At 64.7% G+C, this 25,118-nt stretch carries 22 protein-coding genes; 8 read left to right on the forward strand and 14 right to left on the reverse strand.

Annotated elements, in window-relative coordinates; translation table 11 throughout:
- Window positions 1-186 precede the first annotated feature (186 nt).
- The 3 genes from EOA23_RS05340 (at window position 187) to EOA23_RS05350 (ending at window position 3,428) form a co-directional block, all read left to right on the forward strand.
- Window positions 187-1,092 (forward strand): ABC transporter permease, encoded by a 906-nt coding sequence (locus EOA23_RS05340; RefSeq protein WP_189341508.1) that lies wholly within the window; start codon window positions 187-189, stop codon window positions 1,090-1,092.
- A complete protein-coding gene (locus EOA23_RS05345; RefSeq protein ID WP_042645777.1) occupies window positions 1,082-1,897 on the forward strand; it encodes an ABC transporter permease in 816 nt (271 codons plus the stop codon). The genes EOA23_RS05340 and EOA23_RS05345 overlap by 11 nt, the downstream gene beginning before the upstream one ends.
- A gap of 103 nt (window positions 1,898-2,000) precedes the next feature.
- A complete protein-coding gene (locus tag EOA23_RS05350; protein ID WP_127303139.1) occupies window positions 2,001-3,428 on the forward strand; it encodes a gamma-aminobutyraldehyde dehydrogenase in 1,428 nt (475 codons plus the stop codon).
- Window positions 3,429-3,518: 90 nt separating this feature from the next.
- Here EOA23_RS05350 and EOA23_RS05355 read toward each other — a convergent pair whose 3' ends face one another.
- The 10 genes from EOA23_RS05355 to EOA23_RS05400 form a co-directional block, all read right to left on the reverse strand.
- Window positions 3,519-4,928 carry an FAD-binding oxidoreductase gene (locus EOA23_RS05355; protein ID WP_127303140.1) on the reverse strand — a complete coding sequence of 470 codons (1,410 nt, stop codon included), beginning with the start codon at window positions 4,926-4,928 and terminating at the stop codon, window positions 3,519-3,521.
- A 328-nt stretch (window positions 4,929-5,256) separates the two neighbouring features.
- A complete protein-coding gene (locus EOA23_RS05360; RefSeq protein WP_127303141.1) occupies window positions 5,257-5,571 on the reverse strand; it encodes a hypothetical protein in 315 nt (104 codons plus the stop codon).
- Between the two features lie 43 nt (window positions 5,572-5,614).
- Window positions 5,615-5,977 (reverse strand): nuclear transport factor 2 family protein, encoded by a 363-nt coding sequence (locus EOA23_RS05365; RefSeq protein WP_042645780.1) that lies wholly within the window; start codon window positions 5,975-5,977, stop codon window positions 5,615-5,617.
- Window positions 5,978-6,080: 103 nt separating this feature from the next.
- A complete protein-coding gene (locus EOA23_RS05370; protein WP_127303142.1) occupies window positions 6,081-7,634 on the reverse strand; it encodes an alpha/beta fold hydrolase in 1,554 nt (517 codons plus the stop codon).
- Between the two features lie 114 nt (window positions 7,635-7,748).
- Window positions 7,749-8,060 (reverse strand): formate dehydrogenase subunit delta, encoded by a 312-nt coding sequence (locus EOA23_RS05375; protein ID WP_126062949.1) that lies wholly within the window; start codon window positions 8,058-8,060, stop codon window positions 7,749-7,751.
- The gene (gene fdhD, locus EOA23_RS05380) at window positions 8,050-8,880 is read right to left on the reverse strand and encodes a formate dehydrogenase accessory sulfurtransferase FdhD (protein ID WP_127303143.1); all 831 of its coding nucleotides are present in this window, start codon (window positions 8,878-8,880) and stop codon (window positions 8,050-8,052) included. Before fdhD ends, EOA23_RS05375 begins: the two co-directional genes overlap by 11 nt.
- 3 nt (window positions 8,881-8,883) lie before the next feature.
- Window positions 8,884-11,796, reverse strand: coding sequence for a formate dehydrogenase subunit alpha (gene fdhF / locus EOA23_RS05385; protein WP_127303144.1), 2,913 nt, complete (start codon window positions 11,794-11,796; stop codon window positions 8,884-8,886).
- Between the two features lie 10 nt (window positions 11,797-11,806).
- Entirely contained in the window at window positions 11,807-13,363 is a 1,557-nt protein-coding gene (locus EOA23_RS05390) for an NADH-quinone oxidoreductase subunit NuoF (RefSeq protein WP_127303145.1), read from the reverse strand.
- Entirely contained in the window at window positions 13,360-13,839 is a 480-nt protein-coding gene (locus EOA23_RS05395) for a formate dehydrogenase subunit gamma (RefSeq protein WP_127303146.1), read from the reverse strand. Before EOA23_RS05395 ends, EOA23_RS05390 begins: the two co-directional genes overlap by 4 nt.
- A gap of 193 nt (window positions 13,840-14,032) precedes the next feature.
- On the reverse strand, window positions 14,033-14,932 hold the full coding sequence (locus EOA23_RS05400; RefSeq protein WP_042645767.1) for a LysR family transcriptional regulator: 900 nt from the start codon (window positions 14,930-14,932) through the stop codon (window positions 14,033-14,035).
- A 159-nt stretch (window positions 14,933-15,091) separates the two neighbouring features.
- Here EOA23_RS05400 and EOA23_RS05405 point away from each other — a divergent pair, with 159 nt between their 5' ends.
- Window positions 15,092-15,733: a DUF47 domain-containing protein gene (locus EOA23_RS05405; RefSeq protein WP_127303163.1), complete on the forward strand. Its 642-nt coding sequence runs from the start codon at window positions 15,092-15,094 to the stop codon at window positions 15,731-15,733.
- A gap of 3 nt (window positions 15,734-15,736) precedes the next feature.
- The gene (locus EOA23_RS05410) at window positions 15,737-16,741 is read left to right on the forward strand and encodes an inorganic phosphate transporter (protein WP_127303147.1); all 1,005 of its coding nucleotides are present in this window, start codon (window positions 15,737-15,739) and stop codon (window positions 16,739-16,741) included.
- 24 nt (window positions 16,742-16,765) lie between these two features.
- Here the strand turns inward: EOA23_RS05410 and EOA23_RS05415 are convergent, their stop codons facing one another.
- Window positions 16,766-17,143: a VOC family protein gene (locus EOA23_RS05415; protein ID WP_127303148.1), complete on the reverse strand. Its 378-nt coding sequence runs from the start codon at window positions 17,141-17,143 to the stop codon at window positions 16,766-16,768.
- A 253-nt stretch (window positions 17,144-17,396) separates the two neighbouring features.
- Here EOA23_RS05415 and EOA23_RS05420 point away from each other — a divergent pair, with 253 nt between their 5' ends.
- Window positions 17,397-18,566 carry an Mrp/NBP35 family ATP-binding protein gene (locus tag EOA23_RS05420; RefSeq protein ID WP_127303149.1) on the forward strand — a complete coding sequence of 390 codons (1,170 nt, stop codon included), beginning with the start codon at window positions 17,397-17,399 and terminating at the stop codon, window positions 18,564-18,566.
- Window positions 18,567-18,581: 15 nt separating this feature from the next.
- On the opposite strand, the gene EOA23_RS05425 is transcribed toward EOA23_RS05420, so the two are convergent.
- Window positions 18,582-19,031 (reverse strand): carbon monoxide dehydrogenase subunit G, encoded by a 450-nt coding sequence (locus EOA23_RS05425; RefSeq protein WP_042647051.1) that lies wholly within the window; start codon window positions 19,029-19,031, stop codon window positions 18,582-18,584.
- A 150-nt stretch (window positions 19,032-19,181) separates the two neighbouring features.
- Here EOA23_RS05425 and EOA23_RS05430 point away from each other — a divergent pair, with 150 nt between their 5' ends.
- On the forward strand, window positions 19,182-20,987 hold the full coding sequence (locus EOA23_RS05430) for an IlvD/Edd family dehydratase (protein ID WP_127303150.1): 1,806 nt from the start codon (window positions 19,182-19,184) through the stop codon (window positions 20,985-20,987).
- A gap of 131 nt (window positions 20,988-21,118) precedes the next feature.
- Window positions 21,119-21,517, forward strand: coding sequence for a hypothetical protein (locus EOA23_RS05435; RefSeq protein WP_127303151.1), 399 nt, complete (start codon window positions 21,119-21,121; stop codon window positions 21,515-21,517).
- A gap of 140 nt (window positions 21,518-21,657) precedes the next feature.
- Here EOA23_RS05435 and EOA23_RS05440 read toward each other — a convergent pair whose 3' ends face one another.
- Both EOA23_RS05440 and EOA23_RS05445 read right to left on the reverse strand, forming a co-directional pair.
- Complete coding sequence (locus tag EOA23_RS05440; RefSeq protein ID WP_127303152.1) at window positions 21,658-23,247, reverse strand: trimethylamine methyltransferase family protein; 1,590 nt, start codon at window positions 23,245-23,247, stop codon at window positions 21,658-21,660.
- Window positions 23,248-23,570: 323 nt separating this feature from the next.
- Window positions 23,571-25,064: a PLP-dependent aminotransferase family protein gene (locus EOA23_RS05445; protein ID WP_040986066.1), complete on the reverse strand. Its 1,494-nt coding sequence runs from the start codon at window positions 25,062-25,064 to the stop codon at window positions 23,571-23,573.
- Between the last annotated feature and the right edge of the window lie 54 nt (window positions 25,065-25,118).

Below are 25,118 nucleotides of genomic sequence, written 5' to 3' on the forward strand. Positions count from 1 at the left end.
CTCTACGGCGCCCCCCTCTGTCCTGCCGGACATCTCCCCCCCAAGGGGGGAGATGTCCGGCAGGACAGAGGGGGGCGCGAAGGAACGCGGCGTTTCAGGTAATCCCCGCGAACCCGCGGTGGCGCCATGACCATCGCCGCTGTTCAATCCAACCCCACCCCCGCCATCCTGCCCGGAAGCGGCGGCATGCGCGGCGCGCTCTCGGACCTGTTTTGGCGGCGGCCGAAATTCCTGCTCACGCTGATGCTCGCCCCGCCGCTCCTGTGGCTCGGCATCGTCTATATCGGCTCGCTCTTCGCGCTGCTGGCGCAGAGCTTCTTCTCGATCGACGAATTCTCCGGCCTCATCAACCGCGAGTTCACGCTGAAGACCTATGGCGATCTGCTGCAGGCCGCCAATCTCGACATCATCCTGCGCACGGTGATGATGGCGGCGCTCGTCACGCTTGCCTCGGCGATCATCGCCTTCCCCATCGCCTATTACGCGGCGCGATACGCACGCGGCCGCTGGAAGGCGCTGTTCTATCTCGGCGTCATGCTGCCGCTGTGGTCGAGCTATCTGGTCAAGATCTACGCCTGGAAGCTGATCCTCGCCAAGGAAGGCATCCTCACCTGGCTGCTCGCCAAGCTGAACCTTTTGTGGCTGCTCGACGGCTGGCTGTCGCTGCCGATCGTCGGCGGCAACTCGCTGTCGGTCTCCTTCACCGGCACCTTCATCGTCTTCGTCTATGTCTGGCTGCCTTTCATGATCCTGCCCGTCCAGGCGGCGCTCGAGCGCGTGCCCGGCAACCTCGTCGAGGCTTCGTCCGATCTCGGCGCCTCGCCTTGGCAGACCTTCCGCAACGTGCTGTTCCCGCTGGCGCTGCCCGGCATCGTCGCCGGCTCGATCTTCACCTTCTCGCTGACCTTGGGCGACTACATCATCCCGCAGATCATCGGCACCTCGCGCCTTTTCATCGGCCAGGCCGTCTATTCGCAGCAGGGCACCGCCGGCAACATTCCGCTCGCGGCAGCCTTCACCGTGGTGCCCATCGTCATCATGGGCTTCTACCTCTGGGGCGCCAAGCGCATGGGGGCTTTCGATGCGCTCTGATCGTGGCCAACGTGCCCCGCTCGGCCTGAAGATCGCCGCCGCCTGCGGCCTGCTCTTCCTGCACCTGCCGATCCTGCTGATCTTCGTCTATGCCTTCACGACTGAAGAGAAGAGCTTCGTCTGGCCGCCGCCGGGCCTCACCACGCAATGGTTCGCCGTCACCTGGAACCGGCCCGACGTCTGGGATGCGCTGTCGCTGTCGGTGCGCGTCGCCGCCATCTCGACGGCGATCGCCCTGGTGCTCGGCACGCTCTGCGCCGCCGCCGTCTCACAGACGCGCTTCTTCGGCCGCGAGGCGATCTCGCTCTTGGTCATCCTGCCGATCGCGCTGCCCGGCATCATCACCGGCATCGCGCTGCGCTCGGCCTTTTCGCTGGCCGATATCCCTTTCTCGTTCTGGACGATTGTGCTCGGCCACGCGACCTTCTGCGTGGTCGTCGTCTACAACAATGCCGTCGCCCGTTTCCGCCGCACCTCAGGCTCGATGATCGAGGCCTCGATGGATCTCGGCGCCGATGGCTTTCAGACCTTCCGGCACGTCGTGCTGCCCAACATCGCGACCGCTCTGCTTGCCGGCGGCATGCTCGCCTTCGCGCTGTCCTTCGACGAGGTCATCGTCACCACCTTCACCGCCGGCCAGCAGCAGACCGTGCCGATCTGGATGCTGGAGGAACTGATCCGCCCGCGCCAGCGCCCGGTCACCAATGTCGTTGCCATGGTCGTCGTGCTGGTGACGCTGCTGCCGATCTTGCTTGCCTATTACCTGACCCGCGACGGCGACCAGATCGCGGGGAGTGGAAAATGAAAACAGCGAGTAGCGAATAGCGAGTAGCGAGTAGGGTTCGGCTGTCGATCTCCCTATTCGTTATTTGCTACTCCCTATTCGCTCCTAATCAGGGAGAAACCAAATGGAAACCCAGATGCTGATCGGCTCGAAATTCGAGAAGGGCACCGAAACCGAGGAGCCGATCCTCAATCCAAAGACCGGGGCAACCATCCTCAACCTGCCGGAAGCAAGCCCGGCGCAGATCGAAGCGGCCGTGGCAGCCGCCGAGCGATCCTTCGTCAGCTGGTCGCGCACGACGCCGGCGCAGCGTTCCAACTATCTGCTCAAGATCGCCGATCGCATCGAGGCCGAAGCCAAGGAGTTCGCGGCGCTCGAGGCGCTGAACTGCGGCAAGCCGATCAATGCCGTGCTCAATGACGAGATCCCGGCGATCGTCGACTGCTACCGCTTCTTCGCCGGCGCGGTGCGCTCAATGCCCGGTCAGGTGGCCGGCGAATATATTGCTGGCCACACCTCGATGGTGCGCCGCGACCCTATCGGCATCGTCGCTTCGATCGCGCCCTGGAACTATCCGCTGATGATGATGGCCTGGAAGCTGGCGCCGGCGATCGGCGGCGGCAACACGGTCGTCTTCAAGCCGTCCGAACAGACGCCGCTGACATCGCTGAAGCTGGCGAAGATCCTCGCCGAGATCCTGCCCGAGGGCGTGGTCAACGTCGTGCTCGGCCGCGGCGACAGCGTCGGCAACACGCTGATCAACCATCCGAAGGTCAACATGATCTCGATCACCGGCGACGTCGCCACCGGCAAGAAGGTGCTGCAGGCGGCCGCCAAATCGGTCAAGCGCACGCATCTTGAGCTCGGCGGCAAGGCGCCGGTCATCGTCTTCGACGACGCCGACCTCGGCGCCGTGGTCAACGGGTTGCGCGCCTTCGGCTATTACAATGCCGGTCAGGATTGCACCGCCGCCTGCCGCATCTATGCCGGCAAGAAGATCTACGACAAGCTGGTTGCCGACCTCTCTTCCGCCGTCTCGACCATCAAATACAACCAGCCTGACGACACCGAGAACGAGATCGGCCCGCTGATCTCGCGCCGCCAGCGCGACCGTGTGTCGAGCTTCGTCGAGCGCGCTTCCGAATTGAAGCACATCGAGATCACCACCGGGGGCAAGCCCGGCGAAGGCTCCGGCTTCTACTACCAGCCGACGGTCGTCGCCGGAGCGCTGCAGGAAGACGAGATCGTGCGCCGCGAGGTGTTCGGCCCGGTCGTCTCCATCACCCGCTTCTCGGATGTCGACGAGGCGGTGAATTGGGCGAACGACAGCGACTACGGCCTTGCTTCGTCGGTGTGGACCAAGGACGTCGCGCGCGCCATGGCGACCGCCGCCCGTCTGCAATATGGCTGCACCTGGATCAACACGCACTTCATGCTGACCAACGAGATGCCGCATGGCGGCTTGAAACAGTCCGGCTACGGCAAGGACATGTCGCTCTACGCGCTGGAGGATTACACCGCCGTCCGCCACGTCATGGTGGCGCACGGCTAGGCTCCTTGTGGAGAGGTCGGATTGCCCGATTTGCCCTCCGCAAAATCGGTTGGCAATCCGACCTCGATCCCTCAGTCCGTAAGATCTGCTTTATGCGGCCGTCCTTCCCTGCATCTCTGATGCCGCGGGCTTGATGTTCTGGTTGACCCTAAAGATGTTGAACGGGTCGTAGATGCGCTTCACCTGGCTAAGCCGCTCGTAGTTCGCGCCATAGCTCGCCTGCACGCGCGCTTCTCCTTCGTCCTCCATCATGAAATTCACGTAGCCGCCTTCGCCGTTATGGGGATGGATGCTCGCCCAGTAGTTCTTGGCCCATTTGGTGAGATCGGCGGCCTTGGCCGGATCGGGATCGATGGCGGCGATGACCATCGACCAGGTCGCGTCGCGCGCATTCCATGCCGTCTCGTTCTTGCCGACGCGGCGAACGGCGCCGTCGATCGGGTAAAGATGCATGAGAGACAATTCGCTCGGCGCTTCGGCGGCCTGCGCGATATGGGTGGCGATGGCTTCATCGGGAAGCGACCTGACGAAATCGCCCTTCCAGTACCATTGCAGGCCCTTCGGAAGCAGCGGGTCGAACATTGCCTGTAAGGCCGGGAACGGCATCACGCCCATCCAGTTGAAGATCGGCGGCGGCAGATTGTCCAGCAGCGGCGCCATGGCCTTGCGCCCGTCCTCCTCGGTGCCGTTGTAGCAGGAGATGATGGCGCAGGCGCGCTTGCCCCAATATTCGCGCGGGAAGGGATCGGTCGAAGGAACGGTCTTCAGACCGACAAAGGCGCCGAGATCCTCCGGCGCCTCCGGCAGATAGTCGCGATAGGTCTGCATGACGGCCATGGCATCCTTGGCTTCCCAGAACACCGGGCCGCCGAAGATCATGTTCACGGGATGGGCCTGGAACAGGAAGCTGGTCACGACGCCGAAATTGCCGCCGCCGCCGCGGAGCGCCCAGAACAAATCGGGGTTCTCGGCTTTGCTGGCGGTCACCACTTTGCCGTCGGCCAGCACCAGATCGGCCTCGACCAGATTGTCGATGGTGAGACCATATCTGCGCGTGAGATAGCCTGTCCCGCCGCCGAGGGTCAGACCGGCAACGCCGGTGGTCGAGACGATGCCGGCCGGAACGGCGAGCCCGAAAGGATGGGTGGCATGGTCCACGTCGCCTGAATTGCAGCCGGGCCCGACCCTGACGGTGCGTGTTTTTGGATCGACATGGACCCCCTTCATCATCGACAGGTCGATGACGAGGCCGTTGTCGCAAATTCCCAATCCGGCGCCGTTGTGGCCTCCGCCGCGCACGGCGATCAGCAGGTCGTTGTCGCGCGCGTATTTCACGGCGGTGATCACGTCGGCGACGTCGGCACAGCGCGCAATCAGCAACGGGCGCTTTTCGATCATGCCGTTGTAGACCTTGCGGGCCTCGTCATAGCCGGCATCGTCGCGCAGGATCACTTCCCCGCGCAGGCTTTCACGCAGTTTTGCATGGGCTTCGTCGGTCATTGGTTTGCTCCCTTGACTGCGCCAGCGCCATGGCGCGCCGACGCGACGCATGTGTTGCTTTGTTTGCTCGCCTCATCGGCGGATGCGTTGGATGGTGCAGGAAGCGCACATTGCACCAATCCGGGCTCCGCCGCTTCGCCCGAAAGGACCAGCGGGGCATGGCCCGGGAGAGCCATGGCACGGCAGCCAAAGCGGCTGCCGTGACTGACCGACGGGCCGGTTCCTGATTTGGGTCGATCCGGTGACGTCGAGTGGCCGCCTGCCTCGCAGCCACTCTTCCTGGCATGTTCGCCGCTGCCTCTTCGGCCCTCGGCTATTTCACAATCAACTATTCCACGATCCGGAAGATCTGCCACTGGCTGGTGCCCGACACCACATAGGGCTCCAGCTCCTTGCCCCACTTGGCGTGCGCTTCGATCTTCGCGATCTTGGCGAAGAACGCTTCCAGCTGGGCCAGGCTTTCGACCTCGTGGTGGGATTCGATCGTTGCTTCGCGGGCGCCGATCGAGCCCGTCATGAGCCGGAATTTCAAATCGGCGAGCCCGACCTGCGAGCCGATCTCGCGCTCCCATTTCCGCATCAGCTCAAGTGCGGTCTGCTTGTAGCCGAACCTGGCGTCGATCTGCCATCTGGCGCTGAACATCTCGGTACTCCCTCACGATTGTTTTGATTTGTTCCGCAGTCGACTATTCGTCCCAGGCCTGCACGACGGTTTGCCGCGCGATCAGGCCGTTCTTCAGCTCCAGCATCGCCGCGCAAACCACCTTCGTGCCGTCCGGATAGGCGCAGGCTTGCATGAAGGCGAGGTTGTCGCCCTCGGCGATGGTGGTGTCGACCTTGTGGGTCATCGCCCGGCTGCAGATATCGTCCCAGAAGATGCTGATCGCCGCGCGTCCGCGGATCTCGCGCGGCTTGCTCGGCGGGTTGTTGCGGTCGACCACGCGCACGAGCGCATCGTCGGTGTAGAAGCTCGACAGCAGCTTGCCGTCACGGCCCTCGATTGCCTTCTTGATCGCCGCGCCGTCCACCGTCTTTGTCTTGGTCAGCATCTTGTCTCTCCATGGCCCCGCAGTGCCTTCCTGGCTGCCTGCATGGGGATAATTGATACCTCTTACGGCGTCCCCACCGCTTCGCCCGAAAGCGCCATGGCTCTCATGGCCCGTCCGGGCCAGCATGTCTGGCCGAGAATGCCGCTGCCGCCGCCCGCGACGGCAGGTCGAGCTTGAGCAGTATGTTGGCGACATGGCGCTTGACCGTGTGCTCGCTGAGGTCGAGCTCGGCGGCGATCGCGGCATTGCTCTTGCCGTCGGCGATCAGGCTCACCACCTCGCTCTCGCGAGCCGTCAGCGTTGCCGGTTCGGCCGGCTTGGGCTTGGGACGGCAGGCCGGCTCCAGATGCTGTTCGGCCGTCACCTGCACCAGCGCCATAGGCTCGTCCAATTCGTCGAGGCTGATGCGGCCGGCATCGGTGAAATGCAGCCCCGAACCCGCGGCCAGGTCGGCGACCAGCCTTGAGCAGAGGATGTGGCCGCGCTCGGCATGGGCGGCAAGCTGGGTGGCCACACGCGCTGTCAGCCCCGTCGGCGGTCCGCGTACCTCGATCTCGCCGACATGCACCCCTTGCGCGCTTGCCACGCCGATTTCCTGGGCCGCCTCGCGCAGCAGCGCCGCGCAGCGCACGGCGCGCGCCGGGCCATCGAAGCGCGCGATCATCAGCTCGCCATGCGTGCCGGCGACGCGCCCGCCATGGCGCCCCACCAGCATGCGCCAGTTCTCCTGGAAGCGCAGGCTGCGTTCGCTCCACAACCGATCGCCAAGCCGCGCGGTGTCGTAGATACGCGTCACCAGAAGTGCCGCGAGCACGCGTTCCACATCGGCCACCGCCGGCTCCCCGGTCAGGAATTCCTCGATCAGGTCGGCCACGCGATCGACGTCGCCGGTCCAGATCGGGTGGTCGCGCCCCGAAATCTCGACCAGGCGCGCGCCGGGGATCTTCCTGGCCAGGAAGCGGCTGGCGTCGGGGTCGACACGGGCGTCGTTGCGGCGATGGATCAGGTAGGTCGGCACGCTGATCGTCCCGAGCATGTCGCGGACGTCGATGCCGGCATTCATGCGGGCAAGCGCTGCCGCGGCCGTCGGGCTGGCCGACAGCCGCTCGAACCGGGCCCACCACTGAGTGAAGTGGGTATCGTCGACCCGGCCCGGCGCGAAATTGGGCAAGGTGGCGCCGGTGCCCCAGGATGTTTCCGCGGTTTCGATGAAGGCTTCCAGGCATTCCGGCGGCATCACCCATTTGTGGAAATGCGCATAGCCGCCGTAGAGCACCAGCGCCCGCGTCCGCTCCGGATAGGTGGCGGCGAACAGCATCGCCATCGGCGCGCCTTCCGAGGCGCCGAGGATAGCGGCGCGGCCGCTGCCGGTGGCGTCCATCACCGCCCGGACATCGTCCATGCGGGTCTCGAGGCTGGGCAGGTGGTGGGTGTCGACGCGGTCGGAAAGCCCGGTGCCGCGCTTGTCGAACAGGATCAGCCGCGAGAAGGCGGAGAGCCGTTTCAAGAGGCGGCTGTAGCCCTCGTCTTCCCAATGCAGGTCGAGATTGGAGATGAAGCCCGGTACGAAGACGAGATCGAAAGAGCCCTGGCCGATCACCTGATAGGCGATCCGCACATCCCCGCTACGGGCGTATCTGGTCTCGATCGGCCTCACGCGAACTACCCCGCCCGGCCAGACGACTTCCTGCCGCCAACCATAGCAGAGCCGTGCCGATAGCGGCAGCTTAAACTTTAGCGGAAAGGAATATAGCGCCGTCCGGTCGCTACATCATTCCTGCGAAGCGGCGATATCGGCCGGAAAGGCTGTGACTCCAAGCTTCCTGTCGGCCTCCGCAGGGGAGATCGGCCGCTTGATCCTGGCCGAGGCCGCGATCACCAGCTCGTCGAAATCCTCAGCGTCGCCGTCGAGCAGCTCGAAAAGCTGCCGCCGCATCCGTGGCTCCCAGAACTTGTTGATGTGCTCCGCCAGCCCGGCAATGCCTTCCTCGCGCGGCTTCGAATGGAAGAAGGTGGCGATCTGGTTGGCCATGCGCACCAGCTTTTCCCTGGTGCTGGCGATGTGGTCTTCGTCATGCGACATGCTTGGCAACTCCGGAAGCCACCCGTTCGGGGTGGGTAAAAATATCGAAATCATCGCCGCGCACCAGCGCCACCAGCGTCATCCCGGCGGTATCCGCCGTGCGGATGGCAAGCGCCGTCGGCGCCGAAACCGCCATGATGATCGAAGCGCCGATGGCGGCCGTCTTCTGCACCATCTCGACCGAGACGCGCGAGGTCACCACGACAGCGCCGCTCGCGCCATCGATGCCGGCTTTGGCCAGCGCGCCGGCGAGCTTGTCCAGCGCATTGTGCCGGCCGACATCCTCGCGCGCCATCACGATGCCCTTGCCGGGGACGTAGAAGCCCGCGGCATGCACCGCGCCGGTCTCGGTGTGCAACGGCTGCTGCTTCGACAGCAGGCGGACGGCGCTCGTTATATCTTCCGCTTGAAGCGTAAGCCGCGACGCACCAACGGCGCCGACCGAGCGCATCGCTTCCTCGATGGACTCGATGCCGCACAAGCCGCAGCCGACCGGTCCGGCCAGCCGGCGCCGCCTCGCCTGGAAGCGCGTGTTGGCCTGGTCCTTCAGCCGGATCTGGATGTCGATGCCGGCGCCGAGATCCTCGACCTCGATCGCCTCGATTTCTTTCGGGTCGGCGATGATGCCCTCGGTCAGCGAGAAGCCGAGCGCGAAATCCTCGAAATCGGCGGGGCTCGCCATCATCACCGCATGCGTGGTGCCGGCAAAGGAGAACGCCACCGGCGTCTCTTCCGGCACCATGCGGTTCGCGGCAGCGGTGCCGCCGGCGCGATGCGCGAGCCGCGATATTTGCGTCGTCGCTTTGCGCCGCGCGCCCAAGGACTACTCCGCCGCCGCCAGTGGTGCGATGCGGCGGCTCTGCCGGGCCTGCTCGTTATAGTCCTTCTGCCAGTCGGTCGGCCCGTTGGAGGGCGCCACCTGCACGGCGGTGACCTTGTATTCCGGACAGTTGGTCGCCCAGTCCGAGAAGTCGGTGGTGATCACATTGGCCTGCGTGTCCGGGTGGTGGAAGGTCGTGTAGACGACGCCCGGCGAGACGCGGTCGGTGATCAGCGCGCGCAGCGTCGTTTCGCCGGAGCGGCTCGCCAGCCGTACCCAGTCGCCTTCGCGCACGCCGCGAACCTCGGCGTCATGCGGATGGATCTCCAGCCGGTCCTCCGCATGCCACGCAACGTTCTCGGTGCGCCTGGTCTGCGCGCCGACATTGTACTGCGACAGGATGCGGCCGGTGGTGAGCAGCAGCGGATAGCGCGGGCCGGTCCGCTCGTCCGTCGCGACATATTCGGTGCGGATGAACTTGCCCTTGCCGCGCACGAAGCCGTCGACATGCATGATCGGCGTGCCGAGCGGCGCCTTCTCGTTGCAGGGCCACTGCACCGAGCCGACACGGTCAAGCAGCTCGAACGAGACGCCGGCGAAGCTCGGCGTCGTCTTGGCGATCTCGTCCATGATCTCAGACGGATGCGTATAGTTCCAGTCGAGCCCGATGGCGCGGGCAAGCTCCTGCGTCGCCTCCCAGTCGGCGTAGCGCGCCTTCGGCTCGATGACCTTGCGCACCATGTTGATGCGGCGCTCGGCATTGGTGAAGGTGCCGTCCTTCTCGAGGAAGGTCGAGCCCGGCAGGAAGACATGCGCGTAGTTGGCCGTCTCGTTGAGGAAGAGGTCGTGCACGACGACGCATTCCATCGCGGCGAGGCCGCCGGCGACATGCTTGGTGTCGGGGTCGGACTGCAGGATGTCCTCGCCCTGGATGTAGATACCCTTGAACGAGCCGTCGACGGCGGCGTCCAGCATGTTGGGGATGCGCAGGCCCGGCTCGTCGTCCAGCTTTACGCCCCACAGGCTCTCATAGATGTCGCGCACCGCATCGCCCGAGATGTGGCGATAGCCGGGCAGCTCATGCGGGAAGGAGCCCATGTCGCAGGAGCCCTGCACATTGTTCTGGCCGCGCAGCGGGTTCACGCCGACACCCGGACGGCCGATATTGCCGGTCGCCATGGCAAGGTTGGCGATCGCCATCACCGTGGTCGAGCCCTGGCTGTGCTCGGTGACGCCGAGGCCGTAATAGATCGCGCCGTTGCCGCCCTTGGCATAGAGCCGCGCGGCACCCCGGATGGCTTCCGGGTCGACTCCGGACAGCTTGCCGACCGTCTCCGGGCTGTTCTCCGGGAGCGCAACGAAGGATGCCCAGTCCTGGAACTCGGCCCAGTCGCAGCGCTCGCGCACGAAGGTTTCGTTGTAGAGGCCCTCGGTGACGATCACATGCGCCAACGCCGTCAGCACCGCCACATTGGTGCCGGGCTTCAGCGGCAGGTGATAGTCGGCCTCGATATGCGCCGATTTCACCATCTCGGTGCGGCGCGGATCGAGCACGATCAGCTTGGCGCCCTGGCGCAGCCGCTTCTTCAGCCGCGAGGCGAACACCGGATGGGCGGACGCCGGATTGGCGCCTATGATGACGGCGACGTCGGTGAACTCGACCGAATCGAAATCCTGTGTGCCGGCCGAGGTGCCGTAGGTCTGGCCGAGACCGTAGCCGGTCGGCGAGTGGCAGACGCGCGCGCAGGTGTCGACATTGTTGTTGCGAAAGCCCTGCCGCACCAGCTTCTGGACGAGGTAGGTCTCCTCGTTGGTGCAGCGCGAGGAGGTGATGCCGCCGATCGCCGTGCGTCCATACTGATACTGGATGCGGCGGAATTCCTTCGCCGTGTGGGCGATCGCCTCTTCCCAGCTCACCTCGCGCCAGGGATCGGTGATCTTCTCGCGGATCATCGGCGACAGGATGCGGTCCTTGTGTGTGGCGTAGCCATAGGCGAAACGGCCCTTGACGCAGGAATGGCCGTGGTTCGCCTTGCCGTCCTTGTAGGGCATCATGCGGATGACCTCGTCATCCTTCACTTCGGCCTTGAACGAGCAGCCGACGCCGCAATAGGCGCAGGTGGTGACAGCCGAGCGCTCCGGCATGCCTTTTTCCAGCACCGTCTTCTCGCGCAGCGCGTCGGTCGGGCAGGCCTGCACGCAGGCACCGCAGGAGACGCATTCCGAAGCGATGAAATCCTCATGCATGCCGGCGACCATGCGCGATTCGAAGCCGCGGCCCTCGATGGTCAGCGCGAAGGTGCCCTGCACCTCTTCGCAGGCGCGCACGCAGCGCGAGCAGACGATGCACTGCGCCGGGTCATAGGTGAAATAGGGATTGGATTCGTCACGCGCGATATAGTCCACCGCCAGCGAGCCATGGCCGGGCGCCACGCCGCCATCTTCCTTGACGTGGTTGCGGCCTTCGGTGCCGTAACGGTTCTCGGTGAGACCCACGGACTTCGCCACCGCGTCGAACTCGCTGGCGCCGGTTCCCGCCTTCTCGTTCCAGCCCATCGGATGGTCGGAGACATAGAGTTCCATGACGCCGCGGCGGATGGCGGCGAGCCGGTCCGACTGCGTGCGCACCACCATGCCTTCGCCGACCGGCGTCGTGCAGGAGGCGGGCGTGCCGCCGCGCCCTTCGATCTCGACCAGGCAGACGCGGCAGGAGCCGAAGGAATCCAGCATGTCGGTGGCGCAGAGCTTCGGGATCTCGACCCCGCCTTCCATCGCCGCGCGCATGATCGAGGTGCCTTCCGGCACGGTGATGCTCTGCCCATCGACGGTCAGGGTGACCTGCTTCGTCGCTTTCGACTCCGGCGTTCCGTAGTCGATCTCCTGGATGAGTGTCGGGAAGTCGGCCTTGATGTTCATCTGCCAGCTCCTATTCAGCCGCCACGCGCGCCGGCGCGGGCTTGAAATCCTCGGGGAAATGCGAGATCGAGCTCATCACCGGATAGGGCGTGAAGCCGCCCAGCGCGCAGAGCGATCCGAACTTCATCGTGTTGCAGAGGTCGGTGACCAAAGCGAGGTTCTTCTCCGCCTCGATTCCGGCCGCGACCTTGTCCAGAACCTCCACGCCGCGCGTCGAGCCGATGCGGCAGGGCGTACACTTGCCGCAGCTTTCGATGGCGCAGAATTCCATGGCGAAGCGCGCCTGCTTCAGCATGTCGGCCGTGTCGTCGAAAACGGTGATACCGGCATGGCCGATCAGGCCGTCGCGCTTGGCGAATTCCTCATAGTCGAACGGCGTGTCGAACAAGGCGCGCGGGAAATAGGCGCCGAGCGGCCCGCCGACCTGCACCGCCTTCACGGGACGCCCGGAACCCGTGCCGCCTCCGATATCGTCGACGATTTCGCCGAGCGTCAGGCCGAAGGCCGTCTCGAACAGGCCACCATGCTTGACGTTGCCGGCGATCTGGATCGGGATCGTGCCGCGCGAGCGGCCCATGCCGAAATCCTTGTAGTAGGCGGCGCCCTTGTCCATGATTACAGGCACCGAGGCCAGGCTGATCACGTTGTTGATTACCGTCGGCTTGCCGAACAAGCCCTGGATGGCCGGCAGCGGCGGCTTGGCGCGCACCACGCCGCGCTTGCCTTCGAGGCTGTTGAGCAGCGAAGTTTCCTCGCCGCAGACATAGGCACCGGCGCCGACGCGGATCTCCATGTCGAAGGCGTTGGGCGAGCCCAGCACGTTGAGACCCAGCACGCCCGCCTTACGGGCGATCGCGACGGCCTTGTTCATCGTCCCCACCGCATGCGGATATTCCGAGCGGATATAGACGAAACCCTTGGTCGCGCCGGTGGCGATGCCGGCGATCGCCATGCCTTCGATCAGCACGAAGGGATCGCCTTCCATGATCATGCGGTCGGCGAAAGTGGCGCTGTCGCCTTCGTCGGCATTGCAGACGATGTATTTCTGGTCGCCGGCCGTATCCAGCACCGTCTTCCACTTGATGCCGGTCGGGAAGCCGGCGCCGCCTCGGCCGCGCAGGCCGGATTCGGTCACCTGCTTGACGACGTCGGCCGGCGCCATCGCGACGGCGTTCTGCAGGCCGCGCAAGCCGCCCAGCGACTTGTAGGCATCGAGCGACAGCGGGTCGTTGATGCCGCAGCGTGCGAAGGTCAGCCGAGTCTGCTTGGCGAAGAAGGGGATCTTGTCGGGCGCGCCCAGCCAGCGCTTGTGATGGCCGCCGGTGAGAAAGCCGCTGTCGAACAGGCTCTTGACGTCGGACGGCTTGACCGGCCCGTAAGCGACGCGGCCCTTGTCGGTCGCCACTTCGACCATTGGCTCGAGGAAATAGGCGCCGCGCGAACCGTTGCGCACGATCTTGGCCTCGACGCCGCGCTCCTTGAGCTCCTTCTCGATCGCCCTGGCGACCTTCTCGGCGCCGAGCGCCAGCGCGCCGGAATCTGCGGGGATATAGATGCGCGGGATCATGAACGCACCTCCGCGACGATCTCTCCGATCTTCTCGTCATCGAGCCGGCCGATGACTTCGCCGTCGAGCATCGCCGACGGCGAGCAGGCGCAAAGCCCGAGGCAGTAGACCGGCTCCAGTGTAACCGATCCGTCGCGCGTGGTCTCGTGGAAACCGATGCCGAGCAGCTGCTTGACCTTGGCCGCGACCACATCCGACCCCATCGACTGGCAGGCTTCCGCCTGGCAGAGCTTGAGCACATGCCGTCCGGCGGGCTTGGCGCGGAAATCGTGATAGAAGCTGACCACGCCATGCACTTCGGCGCGGGAAAGGTTCAGCCCGTCGGCGATCACCGGCAGCGCGTCCTTCGGAACGTATCCGAACTCTTCCTGTATGCTGTGCAGGATCGGCAGCAGGGGGCCTTCGAGGCCCTTCATCTCGTCAATGATCGCCGCCGTGCGCGACGCGATCTCGGTACTTGCGGCCTGCATGGTCACGCAGCGCCCTCCCTGGTCGTGGCGGCCAATGTATGTCACCCCAGGATATAGAGCGGTTTCGGGGCAACGACATGCATAGGGCGCAATATCGCTAAGTCCTTACGAAATCAGAGGAAACCTCCGAAATCAATAAAGCGCTCCCGTTGATCGATAGAAATTTTCTATCAAAAAGCGGCGGCTTGCATTCTCTAGCCTAGCGATGACGGCGGAAATCGTCTGCCAGCGCCATCGCCTCGTCCAGCAGCGCCTGCACCAGCGGCGTGTGCGGCTCGCGCGGCGCCGCCACCAGACCGACCGTGTGGCTGGCGTCCGGCTCGACGATTGGAATGGCCCGGATCGGCTCCGAAAAGCCGAACGTTTCCGCGAGGTTGAGTGGCATGATCGACGACCATTTGCCTGTACGGATATGCGAGAACAGGACGATCATCGAGTTGGATTCCAGCGTCGGCCTCACCTGCACGCCGGCTTCCGCCAGATGCTGGTCGATGATGCGCCGGTTCTGCATATCCGGCGTCAAAAGGCAGAGCGGCAGCTGGCTGATCTCGGCCCACGTCACTTTGTCGCGGTCGGAATAGGGGTTCCCGACCGCGGTGATCAACTGGTAGCGCTCGTCATAGAGCGGCACGCTGGTCACGCGACCGAGGGGCTCGTTGTCGAGATAGGTAATGCCGGCATCGACGTCGAAATTGCCGAGCAGCGTCAGAACCTCGATCGAGGTGCGCGACAGGATCGAGAAGGTGACACCAGGATGTTTTTCGCGGAACGGCGTCGTCAGCCGCGCCACCATGGCCAGCGCCGTGGGAACGGCGGCGATGCGGATGCGGCCGGAGAGGCCGCGCCGCGCCGCCCGCATCTCCTCGCGCATCGTCCTTGTGTCGCCGACGATGCGGCGCGCCCAGCCCAGCACCTGCGTCCCTTCCGGCGTCAGCCCCTGGAACCGCGAGCCGCGCAGCACCAGCATGACGCCGAGCTGCTCCTCGAGCTGCTTGATGCCGGCCGACAGCGTCGGCTGGGTGACGCCGCACACCTCCGCCGCCCGGCCGAAATGCTCTTCCTTGGCCAGCGCGAGGAAGAACTCCAGTTTGTCGATCATGCCATCCGATCCAACACAGTTTAGCTCAAGGTCGAGGAAATCGCCTTGGCACGCAAGACGCGCGCGCAATCGGATATCGTCCACATTTTTGAGCCGGCTATCTGTTTTCCCGCGCCGCGCATGGCGCTATGTGGGATAGGCGAAGGCAAGGAGGACGACATGCTGGGCTGGTTTCGCAAGCTGTTGCCGCGCGAGGATCGTTTCTTCGATCTGTTCGAGCGGCATTCGCGCACTGTGGTCGGCGGCGCCGAAGCCCTTCAGCACCTTCTCAGCGGCGAGGATATCGACCGCTGGTGCCAGACAATCGTCGATCTCGAAAACGAGGCCGACGGCATCACCGCCGAGGTCTTGCTTGCGGTCAGGCGCTCCTTCATCACCCCTTTCGATCGCGGCGACATCAAGGATTTGATCCAATCGATGGATGACGCCATCGACATGATGCACAAGACTGTCAAGACGGTGAAACTGTTCGAGGTGAAGGAGTTCGACCCGCTGATGCGGGAAATGGGCGGCGTCATCGTCCAGGCTGCCCGGCTCGTCGCGGAGGCGATCCCGCTGCTCGGCAAGGTCGGCGCTAACGCAGCGCGCCTCAACGCCATCGCCGAGGAGGTCATGCGCGTCGAAGGCCGCGCCGACGACCTGCACGAGCAGGGCCTCAAGGATCTGTTCAGGCATCACGGCGGCAGCGACCCGATGGCTTACCTGATCGGCTCGGAAATCTATAGCCAGCTGGAAAAGGTTGTCGACCGCTTCGAGGACGTCGCCAACGAGATCAGCGGCATCGTGATCGAGAACGTGTAGGCGATGGACGCCACGATCGCTTTTCCGCTGCTGATCGGCCTCGTCGCCGTGGCCCTGTTCTTCGATTTCCTCAACGGCCTGCACGATGCCGCGAATTCGATCGCGACCATCGTCTCCACCCGGGTGCTCAGGCCGCATTACGCGGTGTTCTGGGCGGCTTTCTTCAATTTCATCGCCTTCCTGTTCTTCGGCCTGCATGTCGCCGAGACGGTGGGAAAAGGCATTGTCGACGCCATCATCGTCACGCCATCGGTGATCTTCTCGGCACTTGTCGGCGCCATCGTCTGGAACATCGTCACCTGGGTCGCCGGCATTCCGTCGAGCAGCTCGCACGCGCTGATCGGCGGGCTGGTCGGCGCCGGCGTCGCCAAGGCCGGGACCGGCGCCATCGTCTGGTCCGGGCTCGGCAAGACGGTCGCGGCGATCGTGCTCTCGCCGGCGACCGGATTTGTGCTGGCGCTGGTTCTGGTTCTCATCGTCTCCTGGCTGTTCGTGCGCCAGACGCCATTCGCCGTCGACAACACGTTTCGCGTGCTGCAGTTCTTTTCCGCCTCGCTCTATTCGCTGGGACATGGCGGCAACGACGCGCAGAAGACCATGGGCATCATCGCCGTGCTGCTCTATTCGCAAGGCATGCTCGGCCAGAGCTTCTACGTGCCGCTGTGGGTGGTCCTCACCTGCCAGTCGGCGCTGGCGCTGGGCACGCTGCTCGGCGGCTGGCGCATCGTGCACACGATGGGATCGAAGATCACGCGGCTGAACCCGATGCAGGGCTTCTGCGCCGAGACCGGCGGCGCCATCACGCTTTTCGCCGCCACCTGGCTCGGTGTTCCGGTCTCGACCACCCACACCATCACCGGCGCCATCATCGGCGTGGGCGCCGCCCGCCGGGTCTCCGCCGTGCGCTGGGGCATTGCCGGCAACATCGTCGTCGCCTGGGTGATCACCCTGCCGGCGACGGCGGCGATCTCGGCGTTGACCTATCTCGCGACGCGACTGGCCGCATGATGCGGCCGGATCACGGCCGCCTCACTATTCGCCAACGAGGTTCAGGATGTTGCCGTCGGGGTCCTTGAACCAGGCGACCTTCATGCCTTGACCGACATGGATGTCGCCCTCGAGCGTCAGCCCCGGCATGTCGTAATGCTCGAAAGTGACGCCCTTCGATTTCAGGGATTCGACGATCGGCTCGATCTGGTCGCCGACTGCCCAGGTTACCGCCGTCGCCTTATTGGTGCCGGCGAATTGCGAATGGTAGACGTTGATGAGCGTGTCGCCGCATTTATAGACGACGAGTTCGCCGCCCATGTCGTCGACCTGTTTGAGGCCGAGCGTTCCCTCATAGAAAGCCTTGGCCCTCTCCAGGTCCTTCACCGCGAGATTAGCAGTGGCGTTGCTGTTTGCGAGCATGGATTTCTCCTTTCTCTGTCGGCTGCTCCGTTTTGGCCGCCGCGCCGGAAACCGGGAAGATAGGGTTGCGCCGTCTTCCGGCGACTGCAGCTCGTGCAGTCGGATGCATCTGTCCGGAAGACGAAAGCCGCCTGCGAAACCCGACAGGCGCGTGCAAGTTTTTTGAAGGCATGTCGCCGCACATGTCGTTCCGAAGCTTGGTTCTCGCCCGGAACTGCATTATCTGACCCGGCAAACGCTCGGGAAAAAGCTCATGTCCATTACCAAGGAATCCGTCATCGAGCGCCTGAAGACGGTGAACGGGCCGGACTTCACCGGCAACATCGTCGATCTCGGCATGGTCTCGGAGATATTCATCGCCGATTCCAAGGTGTTCTTCTCGATCACCGTTCCCGCCGCGCGCGCCCAGGAACTGGAGCCGCTGCGCGCCGCGGCCGAGCGCGCGGTGAAGGCCATGCCCGGCGTCGCCAGCGCCGTCGTCGCGCTGACGGCCGAGAAGAAGGGCGGCGGCATGGAAGCGCCGGTTCCGGCGCGCCCGGCTGCTCCGCGCCCCGCCGCACCGCAGCCAGCGCGTCCCGCGCCGCACGCGCCCGCCTCGCAAAGCCACGGCCGGCGCGGCGTGCCTGGCATCGACGCCATCATCGCGGTCGCTTCCGGCAAGGGCGGCGTCGGCAAGTCGACCACGGCCGTCAACCTGGCGCTCGGCCTTGCGGCCAACGGGCTGAAGGTCGGCGTGCTCGACGCCGACATCTACGGCCCGTCGATGCCGCGGCTGCTCAACATCCATGGCCGGCCCCAGACCGTCGACGGCAAGATCCTGAAGCCGATGCAGAATTACGGCCTGAAGGTCATGTCGATGGGCTTCCTCGTCGATGAGGAGACGCCGATGATCTGGCGCGGCCCGATGGTGATGTCGGCGCTGACGCAGATGCTGCGCGAGGTCGAATGGGGTCCGCTCGACGTGCTGGTGGTCGATATGCCGCCCGGCACCGGCGACGCCCAACTCACCATGGCGCAGCAGGTGCCGCTCGCCGGCGCCGTCATCGTCTCGACGCCGCAGGATCTGGCGCTGATAGACGCGCGCAAGGGCCTCAACATGTTCAAGAAGGTCGACGTGCCGTTGCTCGGCATCGTCGAGAACATGAGCTACTTCCTCGCGCCCGACACCGGCAAGCGCTACGACATCTTCGGCCATGGCGGCGCGCGGCGCGAGGCCGAGCGCCTCGGCGTCACCTTCCTTGGCGAGGTGCCGCTGGAAATGGGCATCCGCGAAAGCTCGGACGCCGGCGCTCCGGTCGTCGCCTCCAAGCCGGAGGGCGCCGAGGCGAAAATCTATCGCGACATCGCCTCGAAGGTTTGGGATCGGGTCCAGGAAGAGCGCGGCGCGGCCGAAGCCGCCGTGCCGAGCATCGTGTTCGAATAACCCTCGAAGGAAGGGTCAGGCGCCGACCTTCTCGCCGAACGTCGAGAAGAACTGCCCCGCGAGCTTCTTCGATGTCGACTGGATCAGCCGGCTGCCGAGCTGCGCGATCTTGCCGCCGACCTCGGCCTTGGCGGCGTATTTGAGCACCGTCGCATCCGGCCCGTCCTCGGTCAGCGTCACGTCGGCGCCGCCCTTGGCGAAACCGGCAATGCCACCCTTGCCTTCGCCCTGGATGGTGTAGGAATGCGGCGGCTTGAGGTTCTTCAGCGTCACTTCGCCGTTGAAGGTCGCCTTGATCGGCCCGATCTTCAGCACCACGGTCGCCGCCATCTCGGTGTCCGAATTCTTCTCGAGGCTCTGGCAGCCCGGAATGGCTTCTTTCAGGATCTCCGGGTCGTTGAGGGCTTCCCACACTTTTTTGACGGGTGCGGCGATCCGCTCCTCGCCTTCGATCACCAAAGCCATCAAACCCTCCCGGATTGCTGTTATCGATTGGTCGTAGCGCGCGGCCTCTAACAAGTCTATCGCACCAAAGTCCGGGTCCCGGCTGCGTCTGCCTCTTGCTTGCGCTCGCGCGTTGTCCTATCGATTTGTCATACAAATACGGAGACCACCATGGCAGGCGCCCCCACCAGGAAGAAGAAATTTCGCTCGCAGGAGTGGTTCGACAACCCCGACAATCCAGGCATGACGGCGCTCTATCTCGAGCGTTATCTGAACTATGGCCTGACGCGCGCCGAGCTGATGTCGGGCAAGCCGCTGATCGGCATCGCGCAGACCGGTTCCGATCTTTCGCCCTGCAACCGCCACCACCTGGAGCTTGCCAAGCGCGTGCGCGAAGGCATCGTCTCGATGGGCGGCATCCCCTTCGAGTTCCCGTGCCATCCGATCCAGGAGACCGGCAAGCGCCCGACCGCCGCGCTCGACCGCAACCTTGCCTATCTCAGCCTCGTCGAGGTGCTCTACGGTTATCCGCTCGACGGCGTCGTGCTCACCATCGGCTGCGACAAGACCACGCCCGCGTTGCTGATGGCGGCGGCCACCGTCAACATCCCGGCCATCGCGCTGTCGGTCGGTCCGATGCTCAATGGCTGGCACAAGGGCAAGCGCACCGGTTCCGGCACCATCGTCTGGGAATCGCGCCAGCGCCTGTCTGCCGGCGAGATCAACTATGACGAGTTCATGGACATCGTCGCTTCCTCGGCGCCGTCGACCGGCTATTGCAACACCATGGGCACCGCCACCACCATGAACTCGCTGGCCGAGGCGCTCGGCATGCAGCTCCCCGGTTCGGCCGCCATTCCGGCGCCCTATCGCGAGCGCGGCCAGATCGCCTACGAGACCGGCAAGCGCATCGTCGACATGGTGCATGAGGACCTGAAGCCGTCCGACATCATGACGCGCCAGGCCTTCGAGAATGCCATTGTCGTCAACTCGGCCATCGGCGGCTCCACCAATGCGCCGATCCACCTCAACGCCATCGCCCGCCATCTCGGCGTGCCGCTCGACAATGACGACTGGCAGAAGATCGGCCTCAACGTCCCGCTGCTCGTCAACCTGCAGCCGACCGGCGAATATCTTGGCGAGGACTATCACCATGCCGGCGGCGTGCCGGCGGTCGTCGCCGAACTGATGAAGGGCGGCCTGCTGCCGCATCCCGATGCGATCACCGCCAACGGCAAGTCGATGGGCGACAATTGCCGGGATGCCGTCAACGAGAACCACGAGGTCATCCGCAGCGCCGACAAGCCGCTCAAGGCCAATGCCGGCTTCATCAATCTCAAGGGCAACCTGTTCGATTCCGCCATCATGAAGACCAGCGGCATCTCGCCGGAATTCCGCGAGCGCTATCTCTCCAACCCGAACGACCCCGAGGCCTTCGAGGGCAACGCCATGGTCTTCGACGGGCCGGAGGACTACCACGCCCGCATCGATGATCCGGCGCAGGGCATCGACGAGCACACGATCCTGTTCATGCGCGGCGCCGGTCCGGTCGGCTATCCGGGCGGCGCCGAGGTGGTCAACATGCAGCCGCCGGCCTACCTCATCAAGAAGGGCATCCATTCGCTGGCCTGTATCGGTGACGGCCGCCAGTCCGGCACGTCCGGTTCGCCGTCGATCCTCAACGCCTCGCCGGAAGCCGCGATCGGCGGCGGCCTTGCGCTGCTGAAGACCGGCGACCGCGTCCGCATCGACCTGAAGAAGGGCACGGCCAACATTCTCGTCAGCGACGAGGAGATCGCCAAGCGGCGCGCCGCGCTGGAAGGCAATGGCGGCTATCACTATCCCAAGCATCAGACGCCGTGGCAGGAGATCCAGCGCGGCATGGTCGACCAGTTCTCGGCCGGCATGGTGCTGAAGCCGGCGGTGAAGTACCAGGACGTCGCCCACACCAGCGGCGTGCCGCGCGACAATCACTGAACATGTAGTCGGCTAAATCATGAGGGCGGCTTGTCCATGGCAGGTCGCCCTTTTCTATTTTTCCTTGTTTCATCTCAAGGGAGCCCACAGATAAGCTCGATCCAGGCAGCTTGCGAAGGGGAGAGATCATCGTGGTAAAACGGCGTTCTTCTCTTGGCTTCCTCGGCCTGTTCGGCCGCTCCGGCGATTTGCGCCAGCTCGACGACGCCTTGCGCAAGGCCGACCTGCATCCTGCCCTGGTTCCTGAAGGCGTAAAACTCACCATCGTCAATCTGATGAACGACCGCTGGCCGGACGAGCCGCCGGCCGACGCGTATAGCTCGGTGGCGCAGCTCTGCGGCTATTGCGTCGCCGGGCCGGACGTGTTCGAGCAGGCCAATGGTCGTGAGCCGACCTTGGCGGTCGAGCGCCGCATCGAGGCGGCGCTCGAGGCCGGCGACAGTTTCGATGCGCAGATCGTGCTGATGACGCTGCACGCCAAGCTGATCAACCCAGAAGTGGTTGAGCGATACGAGCTGAGCGCCGAGTAGGATGCGTTGAGATTCAGGTCAGGCCGAGTCGAAAACGGGATCTTTCGAGAATCGGAGCGCAGCGTACTCAAAGTATGTGAGCACCGGAAGCGCAGGAGACGGCCATTTGCAGGCCGGCCTCACCTGAATATCAATGTCTCCTAACCGCCCATGCCGCTGCGCGGCAGCTTGATCATCTCACCGAAGCGGGCGCGCAATTTGTCGTCGAGCAGGCGCGAGACATGGCGCGGGAAGCGTTCTGCAAGCACGCGCTTCTTCTCCGCGATCGCCCGCGACAGGATGTCGGGCCGTCCCTTTTCGTTCCATTCCTTGGGCGAGAAACGGTCGCCGACGGCGGGATAGAAATACTCGGTCTGCATCAGCTTCAGCGTCTGGTCGTTGCCGAGATAATGCCCGGGGCCCTTCAGGCAGACCTCGGCGATGGTGTCGATCGACAGCGCGTCGTCGGTCACCTCGATGCCGCGCACGCAGCGCAGGCAGTGGCCCAGCATGTCGTTGTCGATGATCAGGCTTTCGAGGCAGAAGCCGAGCAAAGAGGCATGCATGCCGGCCGATTCATAGACCAGGTTGAGGCCGGATAGCCCCGCCATGACATTGGTGATGCCCTTCTCGTAACCGGCCTGGATATCAGGCAGCTTGGAGTCCGACATGCCGGCGGCCGAGCCGCCGGGCAGGTCGTAATATTGCGCCATCTGCGCGCAGGCCGCGGTCAGCACCGCCTGCTCGGCCGAGCCGCCGGACATGGCGCCGGTCCTGAGGTCGGAGACGAACGGCCAGGTGCCGAAGATCGCCGGATGTCCAGGCTTGATCGCGTTGACATAGACCAGGCCCATCAGCACTTCCGCCACCGCCTGGACCACGGCGCCGGCAATCGCGGCGGGTGCCGTGGCGCCGGCCTGGCCGGCCGACAGAAGCAGGATCGGAATGCCGCCTTCGACGCAGGCTTCGAGCACGCCGCAGGCGTCCTCGGCGAACTTCATCGGCGGCACGACGAAGCAGTTCGAGTTGGACACGAAAGGCCGCGCCCGGAAATTCTCCTCGCCGCCGGCGATCGCATAGAGCATCTCCAGCGCCGGCTTGACGTTCTCGCGCACGGTGAACGAGGTGCCGACATGCTTGGACGTCCCCATCACGCAGGCATAGAGCGTGTTGAAATCCATATCGAGCGGGTCAGGAATATCGCGCGGCACCATGGTGCGCTGGAAGAAATGGATGTTGTCCAGCCCGTCGACGAGACGGGCAGCGTCATAGAGGTCCTGCAGCAGCGATTCGCGATATTCGCGCTTCTCGACATCGACCAGATGCACCGCCGCGCCCGCCGTGCCGTAATGCACGCGTTTGCCCTGGATCAGCATGTCGTGCTTCGGATCCTGGCCGTAGAGGGTGAAGTTGCGCGCCGCCCTTTTGATCGTGTCCAGCACCAGCGCGCGCGGCAGGCGGATGCGGCCATCGTCGCCATAAATGCCGCCAACCCTGGTCAGCGCTTCGATGCAGGACGGGATGGCATTGGCGAACCCGACCGTCTCCAGCAGCGTCAGCACCGCTTCGTGGATGCGTTCCTGGTCGTTCCGGCTCAACGGCCCGTAGCTGCCGCCTTCAAGCCCCGGCCGCACCGGGCGAATGTCGTCGGCCAAGGGCGCCGCCCGCATCGCGCGGCGCGCTTCGCGCCCGCCGGAACGTCGCGAACGCTGGTCCGACGACGCTTCCTGCTTCTCGAGAGCCACTGACATGGAAGCACTCCACCTTTGTCTTTATTGCGACGCGGTCCGCGGCGGTTGGTCCACCATCGGCCTGCCTCGTCCCCTTATGGCCCCGACTATGCCGCCGGCATTGGTACAGCCTATGAGCCAAGCAATCCCGTCGAATATGCCAGAGTGCTAAAGCGGCTAAAGCATGTCTCCCGAAAGTGGGAACCGGTTTCGGGATAAAGACATGCGTAAAATCAAAAACCTAAAGCGCATGGAGCGAATCTGAAAGATCGCGACGCGCTTTAGCATGCGCCCAAGCAAAAAGAGCCGGCGGCTGCCGGCTCTTTTTGGAAAGTCCGTGGGGATCAGGCCGCCGCGGGCCTGCGCCCGGCAGCGGTGGCGAGCTCGCGGATGCCGGGCTCGATATGCTGCAGGGAAATCGAGGAGATACCCAAGCGCATGAAACGAGAGGGCTTTTCGCTGCGGTCGAAGAACCGGTCGCCGGGCTCGATGATGACGCTGCGCGAAGCGGCGGCTTCGGCCAAGCCGCGCGAATCGGTGCCGCGGGGCCCTTCCAGCCAGAGCGATGTGCCGCCAGCCGAGTCAGTCGAGCGCCATTCTGGCAGGAAAGCGGAAATCGCATGGACCAGCCGCTTGCGCCGCTCGTCGAAGGCGGCGGAGAGCCTACGCACCAACGCCTCGTGATGGCCGAGCGACAGGAACAGCGCGACAGCGCGCTGGTTGTTCGCCGGCGGGTGCCTGAGCATGAAGCGGCGCAGCGCGCGAAGCTCGGCGATCAGCCCAGCCGAGGCTACGATGTAGCCAAGCCTGAGGCCTGGAGCCAGCGTCTTCGACATCGAGCCGACATAGATGACGCGGCCCGAGCGGTCGAGGCTCTTCAGCGCCTGCTGCGGCGCCTCGTCGAGCAGCTGGCTGTCATAGCCGTCCTCGATGATGATCTGGTTGTTGCGGTTGGCGCGCGCCAGAAGGTCCTGCCGGCGTTCCGCCGACAACGGCACCATGGTCGGGCAGTGGTGGCTCGGCGTGACGAAGACGAAGCCGGAATCGCTGGGAATCGACGAGGTGACGATGCCCGACTGGTCGACCGGAACCGGCTGGATATCGGCGCCGGCCAGCCGGAAAATCGAGCGGGCGTCGGGATAGCCTGGATCCTCCATCGCCACCTTCGAACCCTTGGTCATCAAGAGCGAGGCCAGCATATAGAGCGCGTTCTGCGCGCCCAGCGTCACGATGATCTCGTCCGGGTTGGCAAAGATGCCGCGGCGCGGCAGGAGCCTGGCCTGGATCTGCTCGATCAGCAGCGGATCGTCGCGGTCCACCATGTCGGACGCCCAGTTGCGGATCTCCAGCACGGCCAGCGCCATGCGGTTGCACTCGCGCCATTCGGCGGTCGGGAACAGCGCCGGATCGAACTGGCCGTAGACGAACGGATAGGAGGACTTGATCCAGTTGTCGTGCTTGGCGGGCGGCGGCATGTCGCTTGCGGCGATCTGCCGGCGCGCCTTCCAGTCGATCTCGTTCTGCTGGTCGGGCGCCTTTTGGTGCGGCTTGGCGGGAGTGGCCAGCACGTCAGGGTTGACGAAATGGCCGCGCCGCTCGCGCGCCACCAGGAAGCCCTGGTCGACCAGCTGCTGGAAGGCGAGCACCACAGTGCCGCGGGCAACCCCAAGTTTTTCCGCGAGAATCCGGCAAGACGGCAGAGGCATCGAAGCGGCGATCTGTCGGTCGAGAATGGCCGCGACGATCGCCTGGCGTATCTGTGCCTGGAGGGTTTGGCCGGATTCGGCCGAAATCCGGAACAGGCCGGACCATATGGCCGTGTCATTGCGCTGTGGCATGGGAAATCATCCTCGGATGGCCAGCTGTTTTCACTTGGCTGGACCAGTGGAGTG

Origin of the sequence: Mesorhizobium sp. M2A.F.Ca.ET.042.01.1.1 (genome assembly GCF_003997405.1) — a bacterium.
GTDB lineage: Bacteria > Pseudomonadota > Alphaproteobacteria > Rhizobiales > Rhizobiaceae > Mesorhizobium.

Coding starts and splice junctions, on each gene's coding strand:
- EOA23_RS05390 (WP_127303145.1), bottom strand. CDS start 13,363: ATGATCCCGCGCATCTATATCCCCGCAGATTCCGGCGCGCTGGCGCTC.
- EOA23_RS05445 (WP_040986066.1), bottom strand. CDS start 25,064: ATGCCACAGCGCAATGACACGGCCATATGGTCCGGCCTGTTCCGGATT.
- EOA23_RS05340 (WP_189341508.1), top strand. CDS start 187: ATGCGCGGCGCGCTCTCGGACCTGTTTTGGCGGCGGCCGAAATTCCTG.
- EOA23_RS05420 (WP_127303149.1), top strand. CDS start 17,397: ATGTCCATTACCAAGGAATCCGTCATCGAGCGCCTGAAGACGGTGAAC.
- EOA23_RS05350 (WP_127303139.1), top strand. CDS start 2,001: ATGGAAACCCAGATGCTGATCGGCTCGAAATTCGAGAAGGGCACCGAA.
- EOA23_RS05405 (WP_127303163.1), top strand. CDS start 15,092: ATGCTGGGCTGGTTTCGCAAGCTGTTGCCGCGCGAGGATCGTTTCTTC.
- EOA23_RS05375 (WP_126062949.1), bottom strand. CDS start 8,060: ATGTCGCATGACGAAGACCACATCGCCAGCACCAGGGAAAAGCTGGTG.
- EOA23_RS05440 (WP_127303152.1), bottom strand. CDS start 23,247: ATGTCAGTGGCTCTCGAGAAGCAGGAAGCGTCGTCGGACCAGCGTTCG.
- EOA23_RS05355 (WP_127303140.1), bottom strand. CDS start 4,928: ATGACCGACGAAGCCCATGCAAAACTGCGTGAAAGCCTGCGCGGGGAA.
- EOA23_RS05400 (WP_042645767.1), bottom strand. CDS start 14,932: ATGATCGACAAACTGGAGTTCTTCCTCGCGCTGGCCAAGGAAGAGCAT.
- fdhF (WP_127303144.1), bottom strand. CDS start 11,796: ATGAACATCAAGGCCGACTTCCCGACACTCATCCAGGAGATCGACTAC.
- EOA23_RS05430 (WP_127303150.1), top strand. CDS start 19,182: ATGGCAGGCGCCCCCACCAGGAAGAAGAAATTTCGCTCGCAGGAGTGG.
- EOA23_RS05410 (WP_127303147.1), top strand. CDS start 15,737: ATGGACGCCACGATCGCTTTTCCGCTGCTGATCGGCCTCGTCGCCGTG.
- EOA23_RS05415 (WP_127303148.1), bottom strand. CDS start 17,143: ATGCTCGCAAACAGCAACGCCACTGCTAATCTCGCGGTGAAGGACCTG.
- EOA23_RS05425 (WP_042647051.1), bottom strand. CDS start 19,031: ATGGCTTTGGTGATCGAAGGCGAGGAGCGGATCGCCGCACCCGTCAAA.
- EOA23_RS05360 (WP_127303141.1), bottom strand. CDS start 5,571: ATGTTCAGCGCCAGATGGCAGATCGACGCCAGGTTCGGCTACAAGCAG.
- EOA23_RS05365 (WP_042645780.1), bottom strand. CDS start 5,977: ATGCTGACCAAGACAAAGACGGTGGACGGCGCGGCGATCAAGAAGGCA.
- EOA23_RS05345 (WP_042645777.1), top strand. CDS start 1,082: ATGCGCTCTGATCGTGGCCAACGTGCCCCGCTCGGCCTGAAGATCGCC.